At 38.1% G+C, this 22,602-nt stretch carries 23 protein-coding genes; 14 read left to right on the forward strand and 9 right to left on the reverse strand.

Annotated elements, in window-relative coordinates; genetic code table 11:
* Positions 1-24 precede the first annotated feature (24 nt).
* On the forward strand, positions 25-840 hold the full coding sequence (gene nadE / locus HNR53_RS08785; RefSeq protein ID WP_377802211.1) for an ammonia-dependent NAD(+) synthetase: 816 nt from the start codon (positions 25-27) through the stop codon (positions 838-840).
* Positions 841-868: 28 nt separating this feature from the next.
* On the opposite strand, the gene pflA is transcribed toward nadE, so the two are convergent.
* The gene (pflA, locus tag HNR53_RS08790; RefSeq protein ID WP_184524999.1) at positions 869-1,636 is read right to left on the reverse strand and encodes a pyruvate formate-lyase-activating protein; all 768 of its coding nucleotides are present in this window, start codon (positions 1,634-1,636) and stop codon (positions 869-871) included.
* A gap of 108 nt (positions 1,637-1,744) precedes the next feature.
* Complete coding sequence (gene pflB / locus HNR53_RS08795; RefSeq protein WP_184525001.1) at positions 1,745-3,973, reverse strand: formate C-acetyltransferase; 2,229 nt, start codon at positions 3,971-3,973, stop codon at positions 1,745-1,747.
* 499 nt (positions 3,974-4,472) lie between these two features.
* On the opposite strand from pflB, the gene HNR53_RS08800 reads away from it, so the two are divergent.
* The 3 genes from HNR53_RS08800 to HNR53_RS08810 all read left to right on the forward strand — a co-directional run bounded on the left by HNR53_RS08800 (position 4,473) and on the right by HNR53_RS08810 (position 7,232).
* The gene (locus tag HNR53_RS08800) at positions 4,473-5,660 is read left to right on the forward strand and encodes a DHH family phosphoesterase (protein ID WP_184525003.1); all 1,188 of its coding nucleotides are present in this window, start codon (positions 4,473-4,475) and stop codon (positions 5,658-5,660) included.
* A 193-nt stretch (positions 5,661-5,853) separates the two neighbouring features.
* Entirely contained in the window at positions 5,854-7,011 is a 1,158-nt protein-coding gene (locus HNR53_RS08805) for a D-alanyl-D-alanine carboxypeptidase family protein (protein WP_184525006.1), read from the forward strand.
* Positions 7,012-7,100: 89 nt separating this feature from the next.
* Positions 7,101-7,232, forward strand: coding sequence for a YuzL family protein (locus tag HNR53_RS08810; RefSeq protein ID WP_184525008.1), 132 nt, complete (start codon positions 7,101-7,103; stop codon positions 7,230-7,232).
* Between the two features lie 40 nt (positions 7,233-7,272).
* Here HNR53_RS08810 and HNR53_RS08815 read toward each other — a convergent pair whose 3' ends face one another.
* On the reverse strand, positions 7,273-8,892 hold the full coding sequence (locus HNR53_RS08815; RefSeq protein ID WP_184525010.1) for an ABC-F family ATP-binding cassette domain-containing protein: 1,620 nt from the start codon (positions 8,890-8,892) through the stop codon (positions 7,273-7,275).
* A gap of 283 nt (positions 8,893-9,175) precedes the next feature.
* On the opposite strand from HNR53_RS08815, the gene HNR53_RS08820 reads away from it, so the two are divergent.
* Positions 9,176-9,400, forward strand: coding sequence for a hypothetical protein (locus tag HNR53_RS08820; protein WP_184525012.1), 225 nt, complete (start codon positions 9,176-9,178; stop codon positions 9,398-9,400).
* 16 nt (positions 9,401-9,416) lie between these two features.
* Here HNR53_RS08820 and HNR53_RS08825 read toward each other — a convergent pair whose 3' ends face one another.
* Entirely contained in the window at positions 9,417-10,016 is a 600-nt protein-coding gene (locus tag HNR53_RS08825) for an SCO family protein (RefSeq protein WP_184525388.1), read from the reverse strand.
* Positions 10,017-10,201: 185 nt separating this feature from the next.
* On the opposite strand from HNR53_RS08825, the gene HNR53_RS08830 reads away from it, so the two are divergent.
* The 3 genes from HNR53_RS08830 (at position 10,202) to HNR53_RS08840 (ending at position 11,667) form a co-directional block, all read left to right on the forward strand.
* Positions 10,202-10,642, forward strand: a complete 441-nt coding sequence (locus HNR53_RS08830; RefSeq protein WP_246439466.1) for a CidA/LrgA family protein — start codon at positions 10,202-10,204, stop codon at positions 10,640-10,642.
* Positions 10,643-10,649: 7 nt separating this feature from the next.
* On the forward strand, positions 10,650-11,309 hold the full coding sequence (locus HNR53_RS08835; RefSeq protein ID WP_246439467.1) for an LrgB family protein: 660 nt from the start codon (positions 10,650-10,652) through the stop codon (positions 11,307-11,309).
* Positions 11,310-11,481: 172 nt separating this feature from the next.
* Positions 11,482-11,667 carry a cold-inducible protein YdjO-related protein gene (locus HNR53_RS08840; protein ID WP_184525394.1) on the forward strand — a complete coding sequence of 62 codons (186 nt, stop codon included), beginning with the start codon at positions 11,482-11,484 and terminating at the stop codon, positions 11,665-11,667.
* Between the two features lie 138 nt (positions 11,668-11,805).
* Here the strand turns inward: HNR53_RS08840 and yhfH are convergent, their stop codons facing one another.
* On the reverse strand, positions 11,806-11,934 hold the full coding sequence (gene yhfH, locus HNR53_RS08845) for a protein YhfH (protein ID WP_184525014.1): 129 nt from the start codon (positions 11,932-11,934) through the stop codon (positions 11,806-11,808).
* A gap of 206 nt (positions 11,935-12,140) precedes the next feature.
* Between yhfH and HNR53_RS08850 the strand changes: the two genes are divergently transcribed.
* The 6 genes from HNR53_RS08850 to HNR53_RS08875 all read left to right on the forward strand — a co-directional run bounded on the left by HNR53_RS08850 (position 12,141) and on the right by HNR53_RS08875 (position 18,491).
* Positions 12,141-14,300: a transglycosylase domain-containing protein gene (locus tag HNR53_RS08850; protein WP_184525016.1), complete on the forward strand. Its 2,160-nt coding sequence runs from the start codon at positions 12,141-12,143 to the stop codon at positions 14,298-14,300.
* Between the two features lie 162 nt (positions 14,301-14,462).
* Positions 14,463-15,545 (forward strand): branched-chain amino acid aminotransferase, encoded by a 1,083-nt coding sequence (locus tag HNR53_RS08855; RefSeq protein WP_184525018.1) that lies wholly within the window; start codon positions 14,463-14,465, stop codon positions 15,543-15,545.
* 38 nt (positions 15,546-15,583) lie between these two features.
* Positions 15,584-16,372: an HAD family hydrolase gene (locus HNR53_RS08860; RefSeq protein WP_184525020.1), complete on the forward strand. Its 789-nt coding sequence runs from the start codon at positions 15,584-15,586 to the stop codon at positions 16,370-16,372.
* Between the two features lie 139 nt (positions 16,373-16,511).
* Positions 16,512-17,324 (forward strand): uroporphyrinogen-III synthase, encoded by an 813-nt coding sequence (locus tag HNR53_RS08865; protein WP_184525022.1) that lies wholly within the window; start codon positions 16,512-16,514, stop codon positions 17,322-17,324.
* A 108-nt stretch (positions 17,325-17,432) separates the two neighbouring features.
* Positions 17,433-17,846 (forward strand): peptidylprolyl isomerase, encoded by a 414-nt coding sequence (locus HNR53_RS08870; RefSeq protein WP_184525396.1) that lies wholly within the window; start codon positions 17,433-17,435, stop codon positions 17,844-17,846.
* Between the two features lie 162 nt (positions 17,847-18,008).
* Entirely contained in the window at positions 18,009-18,491 is a 483-nt protein-coding gene (locus HNR53_RS08875; protein WP_184525398.1) for an N-acetyltransferase, read from the forward strand.
* 66 nt (positions 18,492-18,557) lie between these two features.
* On the opposite strand, the gene sat is transcribed toward HNR53_RS08875, so the two are convergent.
* From sat to HNR53_RS08895, 4 genes are all read right to left on the reverse strand, one after another.
* The gene (gene sat, locus HNR53_RS08880) at positions 18,558-19,697 is read right to left on the reverse strand and encodes a sulfate adenylyltransferase (RefSeq protein ID WP_184525024.1); all 1,140 of its coding nucleotides are present in this window, start codon (positions 19,695-19,697) and stop codon (positions 18,558-18,560) included.
* On the reverse strand, positions 19,694-20,329 hold the full coding sequence (gene cysC, locus HNR53_RS08885) for an adenylyl-sulfate kinase (protein WP_184525026.1): 636 nt from the start codon (positions 20,327-20,329) through the stop codon (positions 19,694-19,696). Before cysC ends, sat begins: the two co-directional genes overlap by 4 nt.
* 129 nt (positions 20,330-20,458) lie before the next feature.
* Positions 20,459-21,319 carry a sulfite exporter TauE/SafE family protein gene (locus HNR53_RS08890; RefSeq protein ID WP_184525028.1) on the reverse strand — a complete coding sequence of 287 codons (861 nt, stop codon included), beginning with the start codon at positions 21,317-21,319 and terminating at the stop codon, positions 20,459-20,461.
* Between the two features lie 295 nt (positions 21,320-21,614).
* Positions 21,615-22,547 carry a manganese-dependent inorganic pyrophosphatase gene (locus HNR53_RS08895; protein WP_184525030.1) on the reverse strand — a complete coding sequence of 311 codons (933 nt, stop codon included), beginning with the start codon at positions 22,545-22,547 and terminating at the stop codon, positions 21,615-21,617.
* Between the last annotated feature and the right edge of the window lie 55 nt (positions 22,548-22,602).

The raw sequence follows: 22,602 nt of genomic DNA on the forward strand, positions 1-22,602 counted from the left end.
ATGGAAGGGAGAATACATATACGTATGCAAAAAAGAATCATGGAAGAATTACATGTTCAGCCTGTGATCAATCCAAAAGTGGAGATACGGAATCGAATCGATTTTCTTAAACAATATGTATTACGGACAAAGGCGAATGGGTTTGTCCTGGGCATTAGCGGCGGACAGGATTCAACACTAGCAGGAAGGCTTGCTCAATTGTCCGTTGAGGAATTAAGGGCTGAGGGACATGATGTCAAGTTTATCGCCGTCAGGCTTCCATATGGGGTACAAAGGGATGAAGAAGACGCGCAAAGGGCTATGACGTTTATTCAGGCTGATGAGGAATGCACCTTTAATATCGCAAAAGCAGTTGATGCAGTAAAAGAGGAATATGATAGTCAGACAAGAGGAGAACCACTGAGAGATTACCACAAAGGGAATGTAAAAGCGCGGATGCGGATGATTGCGCAGTATGCGATTGGCGGTCAGGAAAACCTTCTGGTTATTGGAACGGATCATGCTGCGGAGGCCGTTTCAGGTTTTTATACGAAATATGGGGATGGGGGAGCGGACATTCTGCCGTTGTCCGGTTTAACAAAACGGCAGGGGAAACAATTATTAGAAGAACTTGGAGCGGATGAAAAGCTTTATTTGAAAATACCTACGGCTGATTTATTAGATCAAAAACCGGGACAAGCCGATGAAACTGAATTGGGTGTCTCCTATGAAGAATTGGATGATTACTTAGAAGGGAAGATGGTCGCCCCGGAAATTGCCGAGAAAATAGAAAAGCGTTATTTGGTCACCCAGCATAAACGAGAAATGCCAGCCAATATGTTCGAGCAGTGGTGGAAATAATCAACTAAGGACTCAAAGAAACGTGCTGTCACACATTGACAGCACGTTTCTCTTCTTCCATATAAGTAACGCTTTTCGTTAATATTTGATACGCTTCTGCTGCTTTTTCTTCGCTTGGCGGTTCAATATCCTGAAGTGGATATTCATGTCCCAAAGCTTCCCATTTATATACTCCAAGCTTATGGTAAGGCAATATCTCAACTTTATTAACATTTTTTAATGTACCAATGAAATCCCCAAGCTGATGTAAGTCTTCCACATCATCGGTCACCGTTGGTACTAGAACGTGACGAATCCAAACAGGAATTTTTGAATCCGACAGAAAACGGGCAAAATCCAAAATATGATCATTGGCCATACCAGTCAGGTCAATGTGCTTTTGTCTGTTGATGTGTTTTAAATCAAGTAAAATTAAGTCGGTATAATTCAATACTTCCTTTAATTGTTCTTGAAATAATGGAGCGGTAGAATAACAGCCCCCTGAAGAATCAATGGTTGTATGAATTCCTGCCTTTTTGCATTCTTTAAAAAGCTCTAGTAAAAAAGGTAATTGCAGCAGCGGTTCTCCGCCGCTGACAGTGATTCCTCCTCCTGATGCTTCAATGAAAGGGAGATAGGATGTTAAATCCTCCATAATTTCACTTACAGACATTGATTTCCCTTGACCGAGCTCCCAAGTATCTGCATTATGACAAAATTGGCAGCGCAGAAGACAGCCCTGTGTGAAAATGACATAGCGAATACCGGGACCATCAACTGTACCAAATGTTTCGATGGAATGAATATTTCCGTTCATGTTTATTTTCTCCCTTCCAAAATTGAATCGACTCATCAGCAGGGGACTAGAACTGAAAGACGAATCATTTGGAAAAGCAGCTTGCGGGCTGCCTTTCCAAAAATAAGCTTACATGCTTTCGTGGAATGTACGATTGATTACGTCCAGTTGTTGTTCTTTTGTTAATTTAATAAAGTTTACCGCATAACCGGATACACGAATGGTTAATTGTGGATATTTTTCTGGATGGTCCATAGCATCGAGCAATGTCTCACGGTTAAATACGTTAATATTTAAGTGATGTCCTTTTTTCGTTGCGTATCCGTCAAGGATTGAAACTAAATTGCGATTGCGTGCCTCTTCTTCTTTACCAAGAGCTTTCGGGACGATCGAGAATGTATTTGAAATACCGTCCATGGAAGACTTATATGGTAGTTTAGATACTGAAGACAGGGATGCAAGGGCGCCTTTTGTATCACGGCCATGCATAGGGTTAGCACCTGGTGCGAATGGTACACCGGCAGCACGTCCATCAGGAGTTGCACCTGTTTTCTTACCATATACAACATTGGATGTGATCGTTAAAATCGATTGAGTAGGTACGGCATCACGGTAAGTTTTATGTTTTCTAATCTTGTTCATGATTTCTTTCACCAGCATAACGGCAATGGAGTCTACCCGTTCATCATTGTTGCCGTATTTAGGGAAGTCCCCTTCGATTTCATAATCAACAACTAGACCATTTTCGTCACGAACTGTTTTCACTTTGGCGTATTTAATCGCGCTAAGAGAGTCTGCGGCAACAGACAGTCCGGCAATACCGCAAGCCATTGTACGTAAAATATCACGATCATGCAGCGCCATTTCTAATCTTTCATAGTAATATTTATCGTGCATATAGTGAATGACATTGAGTGTATTGACATAAAGTTCACATAACCAATCCATCATCACATCAAATTTTTGCAATACTTCTTCATAATCTAAGTATTCAGAAGTAACCGGCTGGTAAGCAGGTCCGATTTGCTGTTTGTATCTTTCATCGACACCGCCATTAATCGCATATAATAAAGCTTTTGCAAGGTTTACCCGGGCGCCGAAGAATTGCATTTGTTTCCCAATTCTCATTGCGGAAACACAGCAGGCAATGCCGTAATCGTCACCGTAATTTTCTCTCATCATATCGTCATTCTCATATTGAATAGCACTTGATTTGATCGACATTTTGGCACAGTAAATTTTAAATTGTTCAGGAAGGTTTTTTGACCAAAGAACAGTTAAGTTTGGCTCAGGTGCTGCTCCAAGGTTATCAAGCGTATGCAAGAAACGGAAGGAGTTCTTCGTTACTAATGGACGTCCATCAAGGGCCATACCGCCAATAGACTCTGTCACCCAGGTAGGGTCTCCTGAGTATAACTCATTATATTCAGGCGTTCTGGCGAATTTGACAAGGCGCAGCTTCATAATGAAGTGGTCCACTAATTCTTGAGCTTCCTGTTCAGTTAAGGTTCCATTGTTTAAATCTCTTTCAATATAAATGTCTAAGAATGTTGAGGTACGACCAAGGCTCATGGCTGCACCGTTTTGTTCTTTTATTGCCGCTAAATAACCTAAGTATAACCATTGAATCGCTTCTTTCGCGTTACGAGCTGGCTGCGAAATATCAAATCCGTATGAAGCTGCTAATTGTTTTAATTCCTTTAAGGCGCGATATTGTTCACTGTACTCTTCACGATCGCGAATCACATCATCACTCATCGTACGGGAACCGATGTAGTTAAATTCTCTTTGTTTTTCTTTCATTAAGAAGTCGACGCCGTAAAGTGCCACACGGCGGTAATCACCAATAATGCGTCCGCGTCCATAAGCATCAGGAAGACCTGTAATAACACCGGCATGACGTGCAGCTCTCATTTCTGGAGTATAGACATCGAATACTCCTTGGTTATGAGTTTTGCGAATATGGGTAAAAAAATCTTCCACTTCTTTATCTAAATCAAATCCATTTGCTTCTAAAGCACTTTTTGCCATACGAATACCGCCAAATGGCATTAACGCACGTTTAAATGGTTTATCTGTTTGAAAACCAACAATTTGTTCCATTTCTTTATCTAAATATCCAGGACCATGGGAAGTAATGGTGGATACAATTTTTGTATCTGCATCTAAAACTCCGCCTGCTTCACGTTCTTTTTCGGTTAGCTCCATTACCTGCTTCCAAAGTTTTGTTGTGGCATCTGTAGGTCCTTCTAAGAAGCTTTCATTCCCTGTGTATGGAGTATAGTTTCTTAAAATAAAATCACGTACATTCACTTCTTTATCCCAAACACCAGTTGTAAAACCTTTCCACTGTTCCATTTATTAGGTCACCTCGAAAGTTTGATTAGCCAAAACTGTTTTATTGTTTCCTACGAGTTCAGTATAACAGGTTTTTTTGTGAAATAAATCACATTATATATGACTTTTTTGTGAATGGTATGAAAACGTTGCCATTACGGCGTTAAATTAACTATCTTTTGAATTTTTTTACAAATTATCATATAATTTTAATAGCTCTGTATAAACTGTACTATAATTATTTTGATGAAATGTTAAATTGTTATATAAGAGGTGTTATCCTTTATTGATGTATTAATGTGATTTTCTAACCTAATGTTTGTCGAATTGCAAATTACTATACAGGGCTGTTTTGGAAGCAGTTTTTAATTTTTCCTATAAAGAGAATGGTTATTTTTTGACAATAGAAGGGATAAGAGATAATCTTGCATATAAGGCATAAAAAGGAAATGGAATAAAACAAATGAATAAGAAGGAAGTCTAGGAATACATATTAATGGAAATTGAAAGGTGGGTTCCAATGATTCATCTATTTACCCATAATGATTTAGATGGTGTTGGCTGCGGTATTTTAGCACGGATAGCATTAGGAGACGATGTTGAGGTTCACTACAATTCTGTTGCTAGGATCAATACGCAGGTTGAAAAATACTTTGAATCGATGAAATCTGAACAAGTAAATGAAGATACTGTATTGATTACGGATTTAACGGTGAACGAAGCGAATAGCAAAAGAATTGAAAAATTTGTAAACGCAGGGGGCAAGGCACAGTTTCTTGACCACCATAAAACGGCTTTACATTTGAATGAATATAACTGGGCATCCGTTCGAGTTCAGTACGATGACGGGAGACTGACATCCGCAACATCTTTATTCTATGATTATTTATTACAAAATAAATGGCTTGAGCATAGGCCGGGAATTGATGAATTTGTTGAATTAATCCGGCAGTATGATACATGGGAATGGGAAACAAATCAATTAATTAAAGCAAAACAATTAAATGATTTATTTTCATTAATATCGATTGATGATTTTGAGGGAAAAATGCTGGAACGATTAATAACGAGCGAGCAGTTTCTGTTTAATGAATTTGAACAGCAGCTTTTGAAAATGGAAGAAGAAAAAATTAATCGTTATATACGAAAGAAAAATCGCGAATTAGTGCAAGTCTTTATTGGTGAACATTGTGTTGGAATTGTTCACGCTGAAATGTACCATTCAGAACTAGGAAATGAACTTGGAAAAGAAAACAGCCATTTGGATTATATAGCCATACTAAATATGGGTGGAAAAAAGGTCAGTTTTCGTACCATTCATGACCATATTGATGTTTCAGCGGTTGCAGGGCAATTCGGCGGCGGGGGACATGCAAAGGCATCAGGGTGTGCAATGAACGAAACAGCCTATAAGCTTTTTGTAAATGAGGTTTTCCCGCTTGAACCGTCGAAATTAGATGCCCCGAAAAATCAGCATAATATTAAAAATAATCCTGAAGGAACCCTATACGAAAATCAAAGCCGTGAAAAATGGTTTATTCGGAAATATCTCGATCAGTGGTTAGTGGAGCATGATGGAAGAACTCTTCCGATGAACTTTTCAGATTTTTTTGCGGCGGAAAATTTTATAAAAAGACAATATACTGCAGCATTATCAAGAGACGATCAATATCACGAATATCTGAAGAATTTAAAAAAGAAATCATAGACAAAATAGTAAAAGATCATTAATGTGCCAGTATAATGAATGGTATTTACGTTCATTATACTGGCACATTTTTTTGCGTATAATATGACAAAATTAGACAAAAAATTTTCATTTTTATTACAATGATGCCTCATGGATTGCTTTTCTGATAAAATATAAGGCGATTGTTAATTTTGAGGACGGAAGTGTTTAGATGAAGAGATTGTTCACCATTTTGTTTTTATCGTTTTTATTACCTTCTCAAGTAACTGCAGCAGAAATAAATAAAGTCCCGGAAATTGTAAGTGAAGCTGCAATCCTGATGGATACTCAATCAGGGGCTGTATTATATCAAAAGAATGCGGATGTCAAAATGGTGCCAGCCAGTTTGACGAAAATTGCAACCGCTATCTATGCCATTGAAAAGGGAAATCTAAATGATATGGTTACGGTTAGTAAAGAAGCCACAGATGTTGAGGGAACCAGGGTTTACCTAGTGGAAGGCGAAACAGTAACGTTAAAACATCTGCTTCAAGGAATGCTGGTGAACTCAGGAAATGATGCTGCTGCGGCCATTGCCATTCATTTAGATGGGAGTGTTGAGTCGTTTTCGCAACAATTAAATAAATATTTACATGAAACAATAGGCGTCTCGTCTACTCATTTTACGAATCCTCATGGATTATATGAGGAAAACCATTATACAACAGCACATGATCTGGCTGTCATAACGAATTATGCCATGAAAAATCCGATCTTTAAAGAAATCTTCGGTACGAAAGAACTTGCTTGGGATGGTCAGGAATGGGATACAACTCTAGTAACCCACCATCTTCTTTTAAAAGGGGATTATCCTTATGAAGGGATTACTGGGGGGAAAACTGGATTTGTTAACGAAGCAAAACAAACATTGGCCACAACAGCTGAGAATGAACAGATACAGTTGACAGCGATTGCCTTAAAAGCCGATTTCAAAAAGCAAATTTATCATGATACGCAAGCCCTCTTAGATTATGGGTTTCAAAATTACCGCACTGGAAAAATTGATCGATCTTCGGTTTATCAATTAGGCGAACAAAAGTTTATCGCCGATAAAGATATTCCAATTACTGTTCCAATCGTTCCTGTCAAGGAATTTGTAACAAGTAAGGGAGAACTGAAAATACTTAATGCGAATGGAGATACCATTCAAACAGTTGCACTTCGAGAGGAAAGTAATCATTTAGCTGCAGAAGGTGTGAATAATAGTAAGAGTATTGACTCCTTACACAGCAAGGGAAATGCAATAAGGCAGGATACCTTGTTTATCATTGCGCTGTTTGCCTTAGCATCGATTGTCCTTAGTGCGAGAAAATGGAACAGCCGCATATAATAAATGTTTCTATTTCAAGAACCAAATCCGATTGGGGTTAAAGAATATTTATTTTGGACGAGTGGCACTATAAGCTTGGAGGTGTCACAATGGGTAAACGCAAAGCGGATCCTTCTACAATTGGACTTAATTCTTCCCAGGTAGAAGGTCAAGGGACAACAACAATAGAAACTGGTGCTAAACAAAGGTCATCCTCACGGAAAAAACAAAAACGTACGTAAGAAAGAAAGCAAAGGGAGCCCCTTTGCTTTCTGCTTTTTCTTATGAATACATCTCTGAAATTTGTTTTTGCAGTTCTGTGTCCTCTAAATATTCATCGTAAGTCATTTGTTTATCGATCATGCCTTTTGGTGTTAACTCAATAATACGATTGGCAATCGTTTGAATAAATTGATGGTCATGGGATGAAAAAATCAATGAACCTTTAAAATTAATCATTCCATTGTTTAATGCCGTAATCGACTCTAAATCTAGATGGTTCGTCGGTTCGTCAAGCAGAAGAACGTTGGCGCCGCTTAGCATCATTTTTGAGAGCATACAGCGTACTTTTTCTCCTCCAGAAAGGACACTTGCTTTTTTGAGTACCTCTTCACCGGAAAATAACATTCTTCCTAAAAATCCTCTTAAAAAGCTTTCGCTGTCATCCTGTGGTGAAAACTGGCGCAGCCAATCCACAAGATTGAGATCGCACTCGTCAAAGTACTTGGAGTTGTCTTTAGGGAAGTAGGCCTGAGAAGTTGTAACACCCCATTTATAGCTTCCGTTGTCCGGCTCCATTTCACCCATTAAGATTTTAAACAGGGTGGTTTTGGCCGTTTCATTTGTACCGACTAAAGCGATTTTATCATCTTTATTCATGATGAAGCTGACATTATCCAAAACTTTAATCCCATCGATCGTTTTCGTTATCCCTTCTACCCGTAATAAATCATTTCCAATTTCCCGGTCTGGTGTAAATCCAACATATGGATATTTACGGGAAGAAGGTCGTATATCATCAAGCGTAATTTTATCCAGTAATTTTTTGCGCGATGTAGCTTGTTTTGACTTCGATGCATTAGCGCTAAAGCGCGCGATGAAATTCTGCAGTTCTTTAATTTTTTCTTCCTTTTTCTTATTGGCATCCTGTGCCATCTTTTGGGCTAACTGGCTTGATTCATACCAAAAATCATAGTTGCCGACATAAATTTGGATTTTACCAAAATCAAGATCGGCGATATTTGTACATACTTTATTTAAAAAGTGACGGTCATGGGATACAACAATAACGGTATTTTCAAAGCTAATTAAAAACTCTTCCAGCCATTGAATCGCTTTAATATCAAGATGGTTCGTCGGTTCGTCCAATAGAAGGACATCCGGTTTGCCGAATAATGCCTGTGCTAAGAGGACTTTCACCTTTTCAGCGGCCGTGATATCCGCCATTTTCTTTGTATGCAGTACCTCTTCGATTCCAAGCCCTTTAAGCAGGATGGCTGCTTCAGATTCAGCTTCCCATCCATTTAACTCAGCGAATTCACCTTCAAGCTCTGCGGCCCTCATGCCGTCTTCGTCTGTAAAATCGGCTTTCATATAAATAGCGTCTTTTTCCTGCATGACTTCATAGAGGCGGGTATGTCCCATAATGACGACCTTAAGTACTTCTTCCTCTTCGTATTCAAAATGATTTTGTTTTAATACAGCCAGCCGCTCGCCGGGACCCAGTGTAACTGTACCGGATTGCGGTTCTAGTTCACCGGATAAGATTTTGAGAAAAGTTGATTTTCCGGCACCGTTTGCGCCAATTAATCCATAGCAGTTTCCCGGTGTAAATTTAATGTTTACTTCTTCAAATAATTTGCGGTCTCCATAGCGCAGACCAACATTGCTAACAGTGATCATTTACATTTATTCCTCCAAACCAATGATGAACAGATTATACCATGAACATTCGAGAAGGGCGAATAAATTGGAAAAACAAGAAGGATATAATCGTTTTCCCCATATTTGCGGTAAGATAAAAATTTTTATAAAAAAATTGGATTTAGTGCAGGAAATTTCTTTATCACCATTGTATTTTATAAGGTAAATAGTAGTGAAATAAATTTTGAATGATATTCATCATTTGTTCATATTTTTTCTGTAGAATAAATAATAACGAGGATGATTAAAAGGAGTTTTTATTATGCCAAGTAAACAGCTGGTTGAGTTAGTTCATAGGTTGAAAAATTCTGGTATTAAGATTAGTTTTACAACACCCAGGTCAAAAACAATGATTCATCTGCAGGAAGCCGAGGAATGGCAGCAAATCATGACGACCGGCAGTCTCTGTTGCAAAAAGAAAAGTAATAATCCAGTTATTGATTTTATCCAGCCCAAATCAGTGAGGGATATTATTATCCCTCACTGAACTGTATTTTTCTGGTTTATATTTTATCCATGATGGTTTCAAATACTTCCTCTTTATTAAAACCTTCACCCATTTCGAATTTTTTAATAAATCGGTTGTTTTCGTTTAATAAAAATACAAAGGTGCTATGAACGTAAAATCCATCCCCTGGGTCTCTATATTGGAATTGGAAAGTTTCCCCTAATTCTTTAATCTCTACTACATCCTCCTTAATATTTTTGGGATCACCTGTTAACAAAATCCAGTTTCCGTCATCTTCAATTTCAAAAGTTTTCATATAATCCATGAGTTCTTCAGGAGTATCCCGGTAAGGATCAATGGTTACCGTAATAAATTGTACCTTATCCCCGAAAACACCGGCTTTTTCTAAATCCTTTTTCAGCATATTCATTCTAATCGTAGTAGTAGGACAAATATCAGGGCAATGACCATACATGAATTCAACTAATTTCAATTTTTTTTCTGATTTGGAAAAAGCATATTCCTCATTATGCATCGTCACAAGCGTGATATCATCGGGAACTGTAGCCCTCACATCACGGATAACGAAAAAAGAAATACCACCGGCTATACCAAGAACAATGATTGAAGCACAAAGAATATATATCTTATGAATTTTTTTCAATTATCTCCCCTCCTACCTATAAGATATAAAAAAATAAAGCGCAATCATATGGATAAAATGTGAACAAGGGTGATGCATATCAATAATTTAGAGCGTATATATCTTATTATCATACATAATTTATATTTTGAATATTTAAATAGTTCAAAAAAAGATATATAATAGGAGTATATTTGATGGCTGCTAGAATAAAATCCAGGATTAGAATAAAAGGGGCCTTTATGGTGGGAAAGTTTATTTTGATTATGCTGCAGTTGTTCGTTCTGATGATAGTGAACCAAGTGGGAATGTTTCTTGTCCATTGGATCGGCGTTCCTATTCCGGGAAACGTCTTAGGGATGGTTATTCTCTTTTTATTACTATGGTCAGGGATTATCCCTTTAAAGTGGGTTGAAGGTGCTTCGACCGTTTTAGTTAAACATCTAGCTTTCTTCTTTATTCCGATTTCTGTTGGAATCATGACTTTGGGAGCGCTATTCATGGAAAGCGGTTTGAGGATCATGTTCATTCTTCTCGTAAGCACATTTATTGGTCTTTTTTTCTCAGGAAATCTTTCGCAAATGCTCATTCATAAAAAGGAGGAGGTTAAAGCTGAATCTCATCATCACAGTTTATAGCATAATCTTGACTGTCGCCGTTTACCTGCTATCCATAAAGCTTTCATCTAAGTTTCCATCCCCGTTTACAACACCGGTTTTTTTCAGCACGCTGATCATCATTATATTTTTAATGTTCAGCGGGATTAGTTATCATGACTATCAATTAGCGCGGGATATCATGACGTTTCTATTGGGACCTGCAACGGTGGCTTTAGCAGTGCCGTTATATAAACACCGGAGCATCCTCTTTCAAAATCTTATTCCGGCATTTGCCGGTCTATTTGCTGGCAGTATTACAACCGTATTAGCAGCGGTTCTGCTGGCAAAAATATTGAAATTAGCCAATTGGATTTCTCTCTCTCTCAGCATTAAATCCATTACCATACCAGTTGCTGCGGAAGTAGCAAAAATAATCGGCGCTGACAGCGTTTTGGTAGCTGCTATTGTGATGATAACCGGAATGATTGGTGCCATGTTTGGGCCGTGGTTTTTGAATAAGTGCCATGTGTATCATCCTTTTGCACGTGGAATTTCGATGGGAACAATAGCGCATGGAATTGGGACTGCTGAAGCAGCAAGAGAGGGAGAACTGCAAGGGGCAGTGTCAGGGGTGGCGATGGGTCTCGCTGCTATTTTTACAGCGATCATCATTCCGTTTGTGATGCCTTTTTTATTTCATGTATAAGCCATGCGATTCATTAGCTGAATTATTTTGTTAAAAATTCACATTTTGCTCATACTAGTAATACAAGTAAAATCTCCGCCGGGCAGACAGATTTCCTTGTATTGTGACCTGCCGGCTGGTTGTTTTTCCATTGAAGCAAAAAACAGCTAAAATTGTTTAGGGGGCGTTTACCATTTTTTTTAATAGAAAAGGTCAAGAAGACAAAATTGAGAATGAAATGATGGATACAGAAGTGTATAGCTGCAGTGATTCAACCTGTAATGGATGGATGCGGAAAGAATTTGCCTCGGATGATTTAAAATGTCCTTTGTGCGGAAACGATACAACGATGGAAATAAGAGAGCTTCCCAAAATATAAAACCACACTTTTTGTGTGGTTTTATATTTTTTCATTAACAATCATTTTACGTTACTATGAACAAACAGCCCAATAAAGGAAATGAAGGAATTATAGATCTTGAGTGTTATAAAATGAAGTATTCTTGGAGGGTTTTTGTCATTCTGTTTTTTTGGAAAGACAATAGTCACATTCCATTAAATAATTCTCAACCTTTTCGTTTAACGTTTGACCGCATTCGGAACAGATCTTGTTCGATAAATCCTGCATCGTATTATTTGTCAGCATGAAAGCTCCTCCTTTATATAACACATATAAAATAATAAATCTGTTATAATACAGTATAATGGGCCATTCGTGAAAAGTAAACTACTTTTGCAAAAATCCACTTAACAACTTTGAGCATGCGGCTATTTAAATACTTTCACTTTTTCCTTTATCTGCGCTATGATTATGTCAATTATGGAAAGCCAGCGGGGGATAGTGAATATAAAATGGGACATATTCAATCAGTTTGGAAGAAAATTAAACATCATGTATGGGATAAAATAAGTCCGGGAGTTCAAAGGGCAGGCAGAAAAGCTTTTGCTGGGTTTACAAGTTTTTGGAAGGAAAGGCATTTGACGCAAATCCTTTTCCTTGTATTCCTTGTTTTCCTATTGGCGGTCATTTTGTTTTTCTCGTTTACGGCTTGGAGGGCGAATGTCAAGACTTTACAAGACGGACTGAGTCAAGCAACTGTTATTTATGATAAAGATGGTGATTTAGCCACAAAGATTGAGACGAATAGGACAGAAGGAATTACACTTACAAACCTGCCAGATTATATTCCGAATGCTGTAATCGCTATTGAAGACCGTCGGTTTAGGGAGCATCATGGATTTGATCTGAAAGGAATGGCGAGAGCGTTTTTCGGCAATCTGATTTCTGGTTCAATAACGGGAGGCGGCAGTACAATCACGCAGCAATTAACGAAGAATGCTCTGCTTTCTCCCGAAAAAACATATAAACGTAAAATGGAAGAATTATTTCTCGCTGTAGAAATTGAAAAAAATTACAGCAAAGATGAAATATTGACGATGTATCTTAATCAGGTTTATTTTGGCAGCGGCGCCTGGGGAATTGATCAAGCATCTTGGAAGTATTTCAATAAAGACATCGGCCAGGTTACAATCAGTGAAGCTGCGATGCTGGCCGGATTGCTTCAATCACCATCCGCATTAGATCCGTTTAAACATTACGATAAGGCGATGAATCGGAGAAATGTAGTCTTAGGAGCAATGAAAGAGGAAGGGATGATCACGGAAGAAGAATATAAAGCCGCTAAAAATGAACATATCATCCTTGAGGATGGAGGCGGCAGCTATATTAAACGGGATTATCCTTATTATGTCGATGCTGTTTTAGATGAAGCGATTCATGAATATGGGTTAACACAGGAAGAGATTATCACAAGAGGTTATCGTATTTATACCGAGATGGATCAGAATATACAAGCGACATTAGAACAAATATATAAGCAAAATTCGTCTTTTCCAAGAGGGATGAATGGTGCTGACGTACAAAGCGGAGCAGTCTTACTTGATCCGGAAAGCGGAGGAGTCCGCGGTCTTGTCGGAGGGAGGGGAGATTATGTATTTAGAGGATTTAACCGTGCAACCCATATGAAGGCACAGCCCGGTTCGACCCTGAAGCCGCTGGCTGTGTATACAGCAGCACTTGAGGAGGGGTATACGAAAGAATCGATGCTTAAGGATGAGCCCATCGTATTTGATGATTATGCACCGGAGAATTATTCCCACACTTATCAGGGAGAGGTACCGATGTATGAAGCTGTGGCAGAGTCATTAAATATTCCTCCTGTTTGGCTGCTGCATGAAATAGGTCTTGAAAAAGGGATTGCTTCTCTTGAGAAGTTTGGTATTCCTCTTGAAAAGGAGGACCATTACTTAGGAATAGCACTTGGAGGAATGAGCAAGGGAGTATCGCCGCTCCAGATGGCTGAAGCTTATTCAGTGTTTGCGAATGACGGCAAAAGAAAAGATGGACATTTAATTACGAAGATAGTGGGACCGACGGGAAATACCATTGCCAAGCATAATAGCAAGACAACAAGAGTCACCTCAAAAAAGGTAGCAAAAGACATAACTTCACTCCTGCTTGGAGTTGTTGAGTCAGGGACGGGGCAGAGTGCCCAAATACCGGGGGTTCAATTAGCCGGGAAAACAGGTTCTACACAGCTGCCGTACAAAGATATTAATGGGACAAAAGATCAATGGTTTGTGGGATATACACCAAATTTAGTTGGGGCCGTTTGGCTTGGATATGATCAAACGGATCGTCAGCACTATTTGTCTTCAAGCAGTTCGGAAACCGCTGCGCCATTATTTAAAATGATTATGGAGCGAATGCAGCCTTTTACAGAGACTGAGAAGTTTAAATCAGAATCAGTTCAATCCCAGTTAAGCGGCGAAAATGATGGTCAATTTATGAAAGAACAAAGGGAAAAATTAAAAGAACAGTCAGAAAAGGTAAAGGAAAAGATCATCGAAGAATACCCAACTTGGAAGGAAAAAGTAGAACAAGGGATAAATGATGGTGTGGATTTAGGTCTGAAAGTAAAAGATAAAATAGAAAACTTAATCGGCAGGTAAAGTGATCCGAGATCACCCTGCAGTTCTTCTCATTATTTTATCGTGCCTTTATCAATAATTTATCTTTAAAATGTGAAAATTTATGATAAAGTAATACTATTAGTTTTTATTTATTTACATTTAATTCATATTTAGTTTGTTATGAGATAGGAGACGAAAGCAATGTCAAACCAAAACATCAGTGTTACATTAAGTTCAACACGGAGACAAAAACCTGAGGACGACAAATTAGTCTTTGGAAAAGTCTTTACAGACCACATGTTTGTAATGGATTATTCTGGTGATAAGGGATGGCATGATCCAAGAATCATTCCGAATCAACCCCTTCAAATTGATCCGTCAGCAATGGTATTCCATTATGGACAAACCGTTTTTGAAGGTTTAAAAGCGTACTATTCAAATGGAAAGATTCTTTTATTCAGGCCTGAAAGAAACTTCCAGCGTATGAATCAATCAAATGACCGTCTTGTCATTCCGCAAATTGATGAGGAATTAGTACTTAAAGGGCTGAAAGAATTAATTAAAGTTGATCGTGAGTGGCTGCCGAAATCTGAAGGAACATCCCTTTACATTCGTCCATTTATCATTGCTACAGAAGCATCACTCGGTGTACATCCTGCATCTCAATATAAATTTATTATTATTATGTGTCCTGTAGGTTCTTATTATAAAGAAGGTATTCACCCGGTAAAAATTGCTGTTGAAAGCAAATATGTCCGGACCGTTGCCGGGGGAACAGGTACAGCAAAAACAGCTGGAAATTATGCAGCAAGCTTAAAGGCCCAGGAAGTTGCAGAAGAGAGCGGATATTCGCAGGTCTTATGGCTTGATGGGGTGGAAAAGAAATATATCGAAGAAGTAGGAAGTATGAACATCTTTTTCAAAATCAATGGTGTCGTAGTAACTCCTGCTTTAAACGGCAGCATTTTGGAAGGTGTCACAAGAAATTCTATTATCCACTTATTAAAACATTGGAATATGCCTGTGGAAGAACGAAAAGTCTCGATTGAAGAGGTTTATCAGGCTTACAAGGATGGCGTACTGGAAGAAGTATTTGGAACAGGAACAGCTGCCGTTATTTCTCCTGTCGGCGACCTATTTTGGAATGGAGAAAAAATGATTGTTAATGGCGGGGAAACAGGTGAACTTTCCATGAAGCTTTACAATACATTAACAGCTATTCAAGTTGGTAAAGAGCCAGACCCATTTGGCTGGGTAGTAGAAGTAGAGCAGGAAGAAAAATAATCATATTGTTGAAAGATGAATAGAGGGGAATTTTATTAATGATTGAAGCAATATTTTTTGACCTTGATGATACACTTCTTTGGGATCAAAAAAGTGTGAAAGAGGCTTTTGTGGCTACATGTCAGGCCGCGGCAGAAAAGTATGATCTTGACCTTGAAAAGTTAGAGGAAGCGGTTCGAGAAGAAGCGCGGACATTATATGCAAGCTATGAAACTTTTCCATTTACACAAATGATTGGGATCAATCCGTTTGAAGGATTATGGGGCAACTTCCTCGATGATGAGGATAATTTCCGTAAAATGAAGGATATTGTACCGGGATACCGTAAAGATTCCTGGTACCGCGGTTTGTTGAAATTTGGGATTGATGACAAGGAATTTGCTGCTGAATTAGCAGAACGTTTCCCTGCGGAACGCCGCAAGAAACCATTTGTTTATGATGACAGCTTTTCCGTTTTAGATAAACTGAAAGGAAAATATAAGCTTTTATTACTGACAAATGGATCCCCGGATCTGCAAAACACGAAGCTGGAAATAACACCGGAATTAGTGCCTTACTTTGATCAAATTGTCATTTCAGGTTCATTTGGCAGAGGAAAGCCCGATCCAACTTTATTTGAACATGCCCTATCTCTTCTTGATATCGACAAGGAAAAAGTTTTAATGGTTGGGGATAATCTTATGACGGATATTCTTGGGGCATCACGTGCAGGAATTAAATCTGTTTGGATTAACCGCCACGATAAAGAACGAAACGAAGTCATTCCGGATTATGAAATTACTTGTTTAGATGAATTATTCTCAATCTTAGAAAAGCTTAATAAATAATAGATGACTGGCAATTGTACGATCGTCTCCATCGTGGGCATCATCACTAAATATTAAATGTATAGAAATAAGGCTGGCTCCTATGATTTGTGAGTTAGCCTTATTTCATTAACTGCTTTATAAATAGAGGAGAGATAAAATGGAGAAATCATTAACGGGAAAACATATTGTGCTTGGCGCTTCCCGAAAAACAGAAGAAATGTCATTGCTCATAGAAAAACAAGGCGGTACCGCCAGTGTACGTTCTCTTCAAGGGACCGTTTTTAAAGCGGAAAACGAAGTAAAGTTTGATTTACAAAAATTTATTGCTGAAGGGGCAGACTGGGTTATCTTTACGACTGGAGTTGGCATTCAGGCCCTGCTTGATTTAGCTGAGAACTTAGGCGAAAAAGAGGAATTTATCGCAAAAATCAAAGAGGCAAAAGTAGCATCAAGAGGATATAAGTCACAAGCTGCGTTAAAACAAGTCATGATTCAGCCTGTTGCTTCTGATGATGATGGGACCACTCAAGGTCTCATCCGCCAGCTTGCGGATTTTGACCTTTCTAATCAAAAAGTATTAGTGCAGCTCCATGGGGAAAAAGCACCGGAATTAATAAAGTTTTTAACTGGAAAAGGTGCAAATGTTTCTCAGATCCTGCCTTATCAGCATATCCCGCCGGTTCCGGAAATTGTGGAAACTCTTTGTCAGGAACTGTATTCTGAAAAAGTAGATGCAGTCTGCTTTACAACTGCTATTCAGGTTCGTTCTTTATTTGATTATGCCCGGGAAAAAGGTTACGCTAACAAGATTCAAGCCATTTTTAAGGGGAAAACGATAGCAGCTGCAGTTGGCAAGGTTACCGCTGAAGCACTGCGTGAGGAAGGAATCGAGCGCCTTGTCGTTCCAAAGCATGAGCGAATGGGGGCCATGATTGTTGAATTGGCACAATACTTTGCTGACAAAAAATAAGGAATTCATGTCATTTCTTTGTGAAAAGATGAAAATAATGGTATTATAATAGCTGATTTTATAAAAGCAAAGGAGTTGTTTGTATTGGCAAAAAAAGGATACATATTAATGAAGAACGGTGAAAAGATTGAATTTGATTTATTTCCAAATGAAGCTCCCGGAACCGTTGCGAACTTTGAAAAATTAGCGAATGAAGGTTTTTATAACGGTGTCGTTTTCCATCGTGTTATTCCTGGATTCGTCAGTCAAGGCGGCGATCCTACAGGAACAGGTATGGGCGGTCCTGGTTACACAATCAAATGTGAAACAGAAGGAAATCCGCATAAACATGAAGTAGGTTCTTTATCTATGGCCCATGCCGGCAAGGATACTGGCGGCAGCCAATTTTTCATTGTTCATGAGCCACAGCCGCATTTAAATGGGGTACATACTGTATTTGGTAAAGTAACATCAGGTATGGATACCGTTTTAGCAATGAAAAACGGCGATGTGATGGAGAAAGTGGAAGTATTTGATGCTTAATAAATGATTATGATTAAAAGACTGGCCCCTGACTAGGGTGCCAGTCTTTATTTTCTCATATGTATTCCATAAAATTCATATTTATACATTTCTATGATTATTTATTGACTTTATGGAGAAATGCAGTATGATTATTACAACTAAGAATTTTCAATAAAGGTGATGACAGCTGTGGTTGAAATTAGACGAGCAAAAATTGCGGACGTTGATACTTTATACGAATTAATCTATTTATATTCAGAACAAAAAATTGTCCTGCCGCGGACGAAGGAATCATTAATCCAGCAAATATTTTCCTTTTTTGTGGCAGTTGTTGATGAGAAAGTAGTTGGATGTGCAAGTTTGGCCATTTTAGATAGAGAGTTAGCGGAAATTCGTTCACTCGTCGTGGACACATCTGTAAAAAGAATGGGAATTGGTAAATTACTAGTTGAGCAGATTATCCAAGAAACAAAGAGACTGGGAATTAATAAATTGATTTCCCTGACTTATCAGGTGGAGTTTTTTCAAAAATGCGGCTTTGACGTAACCGTCAAGGATAATATGCCGCAAAAGGTTTGGAAGGATTGTATTCATTGTCCCAAGCTGCATCATTGTGATGAAATTGCGATGATTATTTATACAGAAGATATAGTGAGAGCATAAAGAAAAGCATGGAAGGGATTCTGCCTCCATGCTTTTCCTTTTTAGGGTCTGAGCAAACAAATCTGATTAGGATTTTCTTAATCCATTCATTAAGACCTCTATTACTTCAGGACGGCTGAATTGGGGTGGAGGAGCTATGCCTTTACGCAACATTTCTCGAACATTCGTTCCTGATAAGTGTAAATGATCTTCCTTAGGATGCGGACAAGTTTTACTAGAGGACATACTTTCACATTTTGTACAATAGAAGCAATGTTCAAAAGGAAGGATATGGATGCCAATCTCTTCTAGACTAAACTGCGTAAACACTTTCTGTGCATCATAAGTTCCATAATAATTTCCAACCCCAGCGTGATCTCTTCCCACGATAAAATGCGTACAGCCATAGTTTTTTCGAACAATCGCATGAAAAATCGCTTCTTTTGGGCCAGCATAACGCATGGCAGCAGGGAATACGGCTAAAAAGACCTTGTTGGCAGGATAATAGTTTTTTAATAAAGCTTCATAGCTTTTCATTCGAATATCTGCTGGTATATCATCACACTTTGTTTCACCGACTAAGGGCTGTAGAAATAAACCATCGACTACTTCTAAAGCTGTCTTCTGGATATACTCATGCGCTCTATGAACAGGATTCCTTGTTTGGAATCCCACAACTGTATTCCATCCATACTCCTTAAATTTTTTTCTTGTTTCTAATGGAGATTTATAGTATTGTGTGAATGCTGTGTCCTTCGGGGGTAATTTTGTTAATGTAATAGGGCCGGCGATATAAATATTTGGTCTATTTAGCAGTTTCATTACACCGGGGTGATTTGGATCAGTTGTTTGAAACACTTTGCTCGCTTCTTTTATTTTATCAGATGAATATATTTCTTGAAGTTTGATAACACCATAATAATCGTTTTTGTGTTTGAGTTTTACTAATTCTCCAATTTTAAGTTTTTCGGCAGCGCCTTCATGAATAGGAAGAGTAATGGGGATACTCCATATTGTTCCATTTGTTAATCGCGTGTTCTCAATTACTGAATTATACTCATCTTTTCCAAGAAAGCCAACAAGAGGACTGTATGCCCCATTTGCCATTAACTCCAGGTCAGACAAAGCCATAGCATCGATCTCAATTTCAGATGTAATCTCTGTTATAGGATAATTTAGATTGATTCGATTAACAAGTTTACCACCGTGAGGCATGCTCAATGTCATGGATGATCACCCCCTTTATGATGCATCAGATGAACTTTTTCATAAAGATAGGATGAAATGATTTTTACGCATTCTTCAATTGATAATTCATTTGTATTTATGATAATTTCAGGATTCTTCGGTACTTCATATGGTTGGTCGATTCCAGTAAATTGTTTGATTTCCCCTTTTCTTGCTTTCTTATACAACCCTTTAGGATCCCGGAGTTCACACTCATGCAGGGAACATTTCACGTATACTTCTATAAACTCATCCACCTCAAATAGGATCCTGGCATTCATGCGATCTTCTTGAAATGGAGATATTAGCGCAGCAAGGACCACAATTCCAGCATCAACAAATAACTTGCCAATTTCCGCCGTCCTTCGAATATTTTCTTTTCGATCATCTTCCGTGAAAGTGAGATTTTTATTGATACCATGCCGTAGATTATCACCATCTAGCAAATAAACGGAAACGTTATTTTCATATAATTTATTCTGGAGAGCATTTGCAATGGTAGATTTTCCCGACCCTGATAACCCAGTAAACCAGATAATTAAACTTTTATGTTTGTGTTTTTTTTGTCGACTTTCTTTAGTAATCATTGATTGATGCCAAATCACATTTTTATTGGAGTTGTTTTTTTTCAAGACTTCTTACTCCTTTCGAAGGAATACATTCAATTCAAACTGAAAATATTATTTAAAAAATGTCTTTTTAAGTAAGGTGTGTGATTAAATAATATGCTTTTGTCAATAGAAAAGAGAAAATAGCTTAACCTATTTTCGTTTATTAGTTTTTATAGAATATGTGATGGCTAAAATCCATCCTAGTAATATGACACCATATATAAAGGGAACCCATACTATGTCCACTGCCCAGGTGTTAAGTAAAATTCGAACATTCGTTAACACGATAAATCCACCAACAAGGACACCCAATAGGTGGGCAGGCAACTTTCTTACAAGCCATGCAGCTATCGGTGCCGCAATCACGCCGCCAATCATGAGTGCAAAGACCCAAAGCCAATTCACTTCATCCCATCCAAGGGAGACTAAGAATCCTAGAGTAGCTGAAACCGCAATAGCAAACTCGCTGGTATCTACTGTACCAACGACTTTTCTTGCTGATATGCCCTGTTTAGACAAAAGAACGGGTGTAGCGATAGGTCCCCAACCGCCCCCGCCTGTTGCATCAGCAAAGCCAGCAATAAGTCCTAGAGGAATAGCTTTCTTCCTAGTTAGTTCAATAGATTTTTCTTTTGTTTCGGATTTGATTCTAAACAAGAAACGAAATAGGATATACATACCGAGTAACAGGAGAAACAAGGATATATATGGCCCTGCCAAATTGCCTGGTACATTACTCAAAAAACAAGCTCCAACAAATGATCCAATTGACCCAGGTATAATAAGACGATTTAAAGCCTGTCTATCAACATTTCCAAACTTCATATGAGATATTCCGGATGCTGCCGTAGTGACAACTTCAGCAAGATGGACTGATGAGGAAACAATGGCAGGAGCAATTCCTAATGTAAGTAATAAAGTGGTGGAGGTAACACCATAAGCCATACCAAGTGAACCATCAATTAATTGTGCTAAAAATCCAATGATCGCAAAGATGATTAATTTACACATAAATACACCTCCGAATCATAATGAAAAAACCAAGGTAAATATGATAGAGTTTGTCTACATTCTTATGTACATTATGAAAAGAATGAATGAATGTTGCTTACGACCATTAAAAATGGGTTTAGTCTTTCCTGTTTTTTCTAAAAAGGTAATGGCATTGAATAAGCACTATTAAATGGAGGATTGAAGATAAGATGAAAATAGCAAGTTGGAGAATATGTATTAAGAGCTTTCTTTGGAGTGACAGCATAAAGAAAAAGCATGGAAGGTAATACGTACGCCTCCATGCTTTTTCTTATTACATTGTTTTTAATGTATCTGTTAATACAGGAATGATTTGCTTTTTACGAGATACTACACCTTTTAGCAGGGCAGTGTTATTATCAAGCTGTACATTGAATGCTTTTTCTACTGCATTTGTCATTTTCCCAAGAGCAAGGCCGACTGAATCATTGATTAAAATATCTGTGACAACAAATAAGAAGAGGTCAAGATTTCTGTCAGCAATTTCTTTATTCAATGCTGCTTCAATTTCTTTTTGACGAACAAGAACATCGTTTGTATCGACAGCATTAACCTGTGCCACTACTACTTTGTAGTTCCCCATTTCAAATTCTTTCGCATCTAGAGTAATTAATTGTTCCACTGTTTTATCACTTAAATCAGCACCAGCTTTAAGCATTTCTAAGCCATATTTCTCTGGTTCAACTTCCGCGATTTCAGCTAATTCACGTGCAGCGGCAACATCCTGCTCAGTGCAGGTAGGCGATTTGAATAATAATGAATCAGAAATCAGAGCGGACAGCATTAAGCCGGCAATTTCCTTTTTAATTTTTACGCCATTTTCCTTGTACAGCTTATTTAAAATAGTAGCGGTACAACCTACAGGTTCTGCGCGGTATAATAAAGGATCACTAGTTTGGAAATTAGCAATGCGGTGGTGATCAATTACTTCTAAGATACGTACTTGATCGATGTCATCCGCACTTTGCTGGCGTTCATTATGGTCTACTAAAATAACCTGGCTAACTTCGGAAGCCACTTTTTCCACTAAACGCGGTACATTCACTTGAAAGTAATTTAAGGCAAATTGAGTTTCACCGTTAATTTCACCTAGTCTAACTGGCTCAACATTCATGCCTAATTCTGATTTTAAATTTGCATACGCAATCGCTGAACAGATTGAGTCTGTATCAGGATTTTTATGTCCCAAAACAAGTACTTTTTCCATTATAAAACTCCTTATATCGTTAAATTATTTCTGAACCTTATCATCATAGAAAAGA

This window comes from Bacillus benzoevorans, assembly GCF_014207535.1.
Taxonomy (GTDB): domain Bacteria; phylum Bacillota; class Bacilli; order Bacillales; family Cytobacillaceae; genus Bacillus_BD; species Bacillus_BD benzoevorans.